Annotated in this window: 6 protein-coding genes and 1 pseudogene; 2 read left to right on the forward strand and 5 right to left on the reverse strand. The window is 40.1% G+C overall.

Annotated elements, in window-relative coordinates; genetic code table 11:
- The 4 genes and pseudogenes from REG_RS09640 to metK all read right to left on the reverse strand — a co-directional run.
- Positions 1-220 (reverse strand): annotated as a pseudogene (locus tag REG_RS09640) (deoxyribonuclease I); the annotation flags it as partial.
- A 569-nt stretch (positions 221-789) separates the two neighbouring features.
- Positions 790-1,011 carry a hypothetical protein gene (locus REG_RS09645; protein WP_006706037.1) on the reverse strand — a complete coding sequence of 74 codons (222 nt, stop codon included), beginning with the start codon at positions 1,009-1,011 and terminating at the stop codon, positions 790-792.
- Complete coding sequence (locus REG_RS09650) at positions 1,008-1,997, reverse strand: hypothetical protein (protein ID WP_006705468.1); 990 nt, start codon at positions 1,995-1,997, stop codon at positions 1,008-1,010. The genes REG_RS09645 and REG_RS09650 overlap by 4 nt, the downstream gene beginning before the upstream one ends.
- A gap of 328 nt (positions 1,998-2,325) precedes the next feature.
- Positions 2,326-3,498: a methionine adenosyltransferase gene (metK, locus tag REG_RS09655; protein ID WP_006705469.1), complete on the reverse strand. Its 1,173-nt coding sequence runs from the start codon at positions 3,496-3,498 to the stop codon at positions 2,326-2,328.
- A 224-nt stretch (positions 3,499-3,722) separates the two neighbouring features.
- Here metK and hemF point away from each other — a divergent pair, with 224 nt between their 5' ends.
- The gene (gene hemF, locus REG_RS09660; RefSeq protein ID WP_039908758.1) at positions 3,723-4,640 is read left to right on the forward strand and encodes an oxygen-dependent coproporphyrinogen oxidase; all 918 of its coding nucleotides are present in this window, start codon (positions 3,723-3,725) and stop codon (positions 4,638-4,640) included.
- A gap of 35 nt (positions 4,641-4,675) precedes the next feature.
- Here the strand turns inward: hemF and hspQ are convergent, their stop codons facing one another.
- The gene (gene hspQ / locus REG_RS09665) at positions 4,676-4,993 is read right to left on the reverse strand and encodes a heat shock protein HspQ (RefSeq protein WP_006705471.1); all 318 of its coding nucleotides are present in this window, start codon (positions 4,991-4,993) and stop codon (positions 4,676-4,678) included.
- Positions 4,994-5,549: 556 nt separating this feature from the next.
- Between hspQ and purH the strand changes: the two genes are divergently transcribed.
- Positions 5,550-6,997, forward strand: a 1,448-nt coding sequence (gene purH / locus REG_RS09670) for a bifunctional phosphoribosylaminoimidazolecarboxamide formyltransferase/IMP cyclohydrolase (RefSeq protein WP_039908751.1), incomplete at its 3' end; no start/stop codon positions are given.

The raw sequence follows: 6,997 nt of genomic DNA on the forward strand, positions 1-6,997 counted from the left end.
CAATTCGTTCGGCACGCGAGCCATTTTTACGCACTTGATAACCACAAGCGGCGAGATCAGGCACCCCTTTTTTGCCCTGCCAACGAATAGGGCAGCCACAATAAAAACTGCCAGGCACATCTCGGTGGATTTTAGCCGCAACAATTTTAGCTTGAGAAAAATTATTGATATCTTGACTGTGACTAACTACAGAAAAAAAAGACGACGAGAAAAGAAAAATAACAAATTTTTGCGAAGCATTTCTCAAAATAACCCAGGCAAAGAAAAGCCCGCAGACTATAGAAAATCATACCGTTAAGCAACGTAATAAATGCGGCTATACCCACTGTCCTCCAAATTGCCGCTAGGCGGCAAGGGGCGAAGGGGATATACTCACTATTTCAAACGGCTGTCGCTATTGCCCACCATAAATAGAATTTTGTTATTTAATGTCAATCGAAATCAACAAAACAGTATTTATCTCTACTCCAGAAAAAGTTATCTAAACATAATTGTCATACTAATATGGAATGGTTATTTAAAAAGAAAATTCACTATGTGATTTATGACGTATGACCAATACCCCTATATAGCCAATCACCTACAAAGAATACGTCAATGAAAATTTTCAATAATACATTTTATTTTATGATTTTCATTATTGATCTAGCGCGTGATAACAATGTATTTTAAGTTTAAAAAATAGAATAATAAGTTGTTTCAGATAAATATAAAAAAATGATGGAGCATCATAATGAAATAATTTTATTAAGTTAAAAATTTATTAGTAGTTATTATCATTATTAATAATTAATTTTCAATACGATGATTAACGCTCTTAATGATTTTTTTGGCTTTATTTTGCAAATCATCAAGTGAAGGCAATGCTAACCCATAATCCTTTCTGGCTATATCATAGAATGCATCACAAATAGCCATATTTTCTTCGTAAGATCCTAATATTTGATTTTTTTTCAAAATTTTCAAGGTTTCGTAAACTAACTTACTCACCAATCGCGTTATATTTTTCATGTTTTCAGAGATATTATTTGAACATAAAAAATTAACCAATGGCGCTTCATAAAGCGTAATACACTGCTCCCCTTTATTTTTTTAATTTGTTTTTTCGTGTAAGTAAACATGTATTCTATTAAATATTCTGTAATTGTTTTTTGATCAAAATGACTTTTATAATAAGGCTCTATAATACCTTTAGCGATAATGTAGTTTACATTACATTTTTTTACGCTAAAGACCGACTCCGCTACCGCAGTGGAAATGGATTGCAGTAAAGATACCGTTGGTAGGTTATACTGAAGCGCATATTTTTTGTAATATAGCGAAAGAATATTATTAATTATTTTTTCTTTATTAGTATTAGATTGATTATGTACCATAAAATTATCGCTTAAAACCTGAGATAAAACCTCTCGCATCGCTATAATTTTCTTGGTACTCTGCATTTCAACAGATCGACTACTAACCATACCTAACAAGCGCAGGGTATCAGATAATAAGCGCTCACATTGCTCATGATAATGCTCAAGAGGCAATGCCTTATCTTGTAACCGAAAATATTTCTTTTTAATTTGAGCCCGAGCTTGCTCTAACATGAAGCCGGCAGCAAAAACACAGAGATGCTCCCTGCTAACATTACTAAAATTGGGAGAAGATTTATGTATATCGTACCAGGCTCTTTCACAAAATAACGAACTAATTACCCCATTTTCTTGTGCCTGCTTAAGATAAAATTCAGAGTATTTTGGGTTAGCAAACATAATATCAATAATCATTTTTTTGATTGATGCAATACCGATATTATTCCGTGTATTTTCGATGAGTTTTTGCTCTCGCTCATTAAACACAGAAAGAATACCATCACAATCATCAGCAGATTGCTCATCCATACTCGCTACCGCCACTAAAATCTGATTCAGCTCAGTATCAAATGTAATATTACGGCTATGCTTTAAACGCTCGGGAGCTGTATCATGGTAGTCAGACGCTATAAAATTCATTGTGTATTCTCCATTAGAAAGTACAGAGTATTTAATACCATTGCTTTTGAAAAATAAATATGCTTAGTTCAGCATCTGATAGTAATTGTTTTTTTTTGATAATTATCTTTGTGAATATAGCAGAATCAGCTTAATTTGATTCAAGGCGAAGGAGCGCAGACAGTACAAGTAGTACGGCAAGCGACGACAACACTTAAATCAAATTAAACTGATTTGGCTATACAAAGCACAGAATGATTAAGGTGGCTGGCAGTCAACAGCTTAAAAAGCTATAAAAAACCGACCATACAGTAGGTCGGCATCATTAAAAAATAAGTGATTTTTTCTTTTATTGGTGACTGACGTCGACAAGCCCTGCTTCTGCTCTTAGGAGTGCCGCTTTATCGGTTTTTTCCCAAGGAAAAGAATCATCACGACCAAAATGACCGTAGGCTGCTGTCTGACGATAAATCGGTTGTAACAAATCTAGCATCTGAATTAAACCATGCGGGCGTAAATCAAAAAATTCACGTACTAACTTGATCAATTTATCGTCGCTAATTTTTCCTGTACCGAAAGTCTCCACCATAATGGAGGTCGGTTCAGCGACACCAATAGCGTAGGAAATTTGAATTTCACAGCGATCAGCCAACTGCGCCGCGACAATGTTTTTTGCTACATAGCGCGCAGCATAAGCAGCAGAACGATCGACTTTAGACGGATCTTTACCCGAAAAAGCCCCACCGCCATGACGCGCCATCCCACCATAGGTATCGACGATAATTTTACGGCCGGTTAACCCACAATCGCCCATCGGGCCACCGATGATAAAACGCCCTGTCGGATTAATAAAATATTTCGTGTCTTTATTGAGCCATTTGGCAGGTAAAGTAGGTTTGATGATTTCATCCATTACCGCATCTTTTAACGCATCTAAGCTGATAGCTTCACTGTGCTGCGTTGATAGCACTACCGTATCAATGCCAACGATAGCGTTATCTTTATATTGAAAGGTAACCTGACTTTTAGCATCGGGGCGCAACCAGGGTAACGTGCCATTTTTACGCATTGCAGCCTGACGTTGCATTAAACTATGTGCGTAAACAATGGGAGCCGGCATCAATTGATCGGTTTCATTAGTGGCATAACCGAACATTAATCCCTGATCACCCGCGCCCTGATCTTCAGGCTTTTCACGATCAACGCCTTGATTAATATCCGGCGACTGTTTGCCAATCGCACTTAATACCGCACAAGAGTTAGCATCAAAACCCATATCAGAATTGATATAACCAATTTCACGCACGGTATTACGTGTTATATCTTCAACATCCACCCAAGCACTGGTAGTAATTTCACCGCCTACTATCACCATGCCGGTTTTAACATAAGTCTCGCACGCAACACGCGCAGTGCGATCTTGCTTTAAAATTGCATCCAGTACCGCATCGGAAATCTGGTCAGCAATTTTATCGGGATGCCCTTCTGAAACGGATTCTGATGTAAAGAGGTGTCCAGCCATTTTTTTACCTTAAGAGAGAGGATTAAAGAAATATTTGCAACCAATGTTAAATGAACTCACTTCTAAATGGCCACTTTTTTTTAATCAAAATATTTTTTAACCTTTGGAGTATTCATAATAACGCGCTAAAAAATTGTTCAAAATCTTCTTTAGAGCGACTAAAAATAAGAAATGGCGGTATACTCAGAGGCCAAAAGAATTCTCAATCCAATCAATTAAAGTTTATGAACCTATCTGCTCAAGAAAAAGAACAAGTCAAAGCTTTCCTTATCTATCTACAAGATAAAATCTGTCAAGAACTAACACAACTGGATGAGAAAGAGAAATTTACAGAACAATGCTGGGTGATGAAAGGCAAAAGTGACTGCCGCAGCAGGCTCATGACCAAGGGTAGATTATTCGAACAAGCCGGTGTGAATTTTTCTGATGTGTGTGGAAATGCACTACCGCACTCTGCTAGCTCACGCCGTCCCGAGCTCGCGGGTCGTGCTTTCCAAGCCATGGGCGTTTCAGTGGTTATCCATCCGTTAAATCCTTATCTGCCAACCAGCCATGCTAATGTTCGTTTTTTTGTTGCTGAAAAACCAGGTGAAGAGCCGGTCTGGTGGTTTGGAGGCGGCTTTGATCTGACACCTTTTTATGGTTTTGAAGAAGATGCTATTCACTGGCATAAAACCGCTCAAGCACTCTGTAAACCTTTTGGTAAAGAAAAATACAGCCAATACAAAAAATGGTGCGATGACTATTTTTACATCAAACACCGTAATGAAGCACGTGGGATCGGGGGGTTGTTTTTTGATGATCTCAATACTCCTGACTTCAATACTTGTTTCGATTTCATAAAAGCGGTCGGCGAAGGATTTCTCACCGCTTATCTGCCAATCATTGAGAAACGCCAGAATATGACTTGGGGAAAAAAAGAACGAGAGTTCCAACTGTATCGTCGGGGTCGTTATGTGGAATTCAATTTAGTTTGGGATCGCGGTACACTTTTTGGGCTCCAAACGGGAGGACGTAGTGAATCAATTTTAATGTCACTTCCCCCGCGAGTACGATGGGAATGCAACTATCAACCAGAAGCAGGGAGCCCGGAAGCGGAACTGTATAATCATTTTCTAAAGCCAAAAGACTGGCTAGCCTAACAAAGCGTATAATTTTTTTAATATCAATAAAAAATTCAGTTACGCAGACGCGGCGCTTGTAACTGATTACGGATAGAAGCGGCCAATTCATCTAGTGAAGGCTGTTTTGGATGAATTTCTGACGCTTCATAAGCCAGCTGTATCTCAGCTAAATAAGTATGGATGGGTTGCCCGTCATCATCTTCCATTACCACATGGTACCAAGGAGAAAAACGCAAATCGTCATTATTGGCTAAATCGTCTGGTTGTGGTTGTTGGAGCGAATATTCAGGATCTATATCAATGACTACCCCCAGGTAATCAAGCAGCTTATGACGAACTTGTTGGCCGATACCAAATTTGCTCACGATCATCAGAACCTCTGGAATAATGTTAAGTAACTTTCATAAGGCTAATACAGTATATTTCATATGTCCCTATGTGAGGGTAATATGAGATATTTCAAGCCTATATACCCTTCTCCTTTCAAGTTACGGCTTTGTTGTCTGCGGGTGCTCGCCTCATGGTATGTCCACGCTCATCGGCCTCACACTCTCGCCTAGCGGCAACTTGAAGGACTGTGGGTATAGTAGTGAACTACTCTCCCTATTTCTAGCAAATTTCGCCTCTGGCGCATCACAGCAAGGTGGTTCTATTTGCTGCCTCAGACACAGTGATTAAATTTGACGAGCATCACTTAATCGTTTTCGCTACAATTCGCATCACTTATTTTTCACTCTATACCCTTCGCCTTTGAAGCTGCCGTGTTGTTGGCTGCGGACATTCGCCCCCCATGGTATAGCCAAACCAGTTTAATTTGATTCGGCTATATGTCCAGGCTCATCGGGATCTTACGCCCTGGCAGCCGAAGGCAACTTCAAGGGCTATGGGTATATTATTTGCAATAAAAAGCCAAGGAATTAAAAAATCATGCTGCAAACTACCCCGCCTTCTACGTCTTCTTTTATCCCTATCCGCCGTGCTCTCATTAGTGTCTCTGACAAAACCGGTATCGTTGAATTTGCTCAAGCGCTTTATGAAAATAATGTAGAACTCATTTCCACCGGTGGTACTGCCAGTTTATTACGAGAAGCCGGGCTAACCGTTGTCGACATTGCTGATTATACTGGTTTTCCTGAAATGATGGCGGGACGCGTTAAAACGCTGCATCCTAAAATACATGGCGGTATTTTAGCACGACGAAATCAAGATGAAGCCATTATGGCAGAACACAATATTCAAGCTATTGATATGGTAGTGGTGAATTTGTATCCCTTCGCGCAAACCGTTGCCAAAGCAGATTGCTCACTGGAAGAGGCTATTGAGAATATTGATATCGGTGGGCCCACGATGGTGCGTTCAGCCGCCAAAAATCATAAAGACGTGGCTATCGTCGTTAAAAATAGCGACTATCTGTCAATTATTAATGAGCTGAAAATAAATAATGGTGCCCTGACTGATACAACCCGTTTCAATCTGGCCGTGAAAGCGTTTGAGCATACCGCGGTTTATGACAGTATGATCGCCAATTATTTGGGTACACGGGTTCCTCCTTATCATGATGATACCGAGCAGCCTTGCGGTTTTTTCCCCCGAACCATCAACCTTAACTATATTAAAAAACAAAATATGCGTTATGGTGAAAACAGCCACCAGCAAGCAGCCTTTTACGTAGAAGACCAATGGCAAGAAGCGTCGGTTGCCAGCTCACAACAATTACAAGGCAAACCGCTTTCTTATAACAATATTGCGGATAGTGACGCCGCACTAGAATGTATTAAAGCGTTCAGTGAACCTGCCTGTGTGATCGTAAAACATGCTAATCCCTGTGGTGTCGCCATCAGCGATACTATTCTCAACGCCTATGAAAAGGCTTACAAAACCGACCCCACTTCCGCTTTTGGCGGCATTATTGCTTTTAATCGCGAATTAGATGCCGCTACAGCAGATACTATTATCAATCGGCAATTTGTCGAAGTGATCATCGCCCCCAGTGTCAGCGAAAGTGCCAAAGCATTACTGGCTACGAAAAAGAATGTGCGGGTGCTAGTGTGTGGCCAGTGGCATGATCAAACACAAACAAAGGCTTTAGACTTTAAACGGGTTAACGGCGGGCTATTGGTGCAAGAGCGTGATCTTGGCATGGTGACAGAAACCGATTTACACGTGGTTTCTCAACATCAACCTAACCCAAAAGAATTACGTGATGCTTTATTTAGCTGGAAAGTGGCAAAGTTTGTAAAATCCAATGCCATTGTCTACGCCCGCGATAATATGACCATTGGTATAGGCGCAGGCCAAATGAGCCGAGTTTATTCGGCCAAAATTGCCAGCATTAAAGCAGCGGATGAAAAATTGGCAGTAAAGGGTGCAGTGAT

The organism is Candidatus Regiella insecticola LSR1 (genome assembly GCF_000143625.1).
Classification (GTDB): Bacteria; Pseudomonadota; Gammaproteobacteria; order Enterobacterales; family Enterobacteriaceae; genus Regiella; species Regiella insecticola.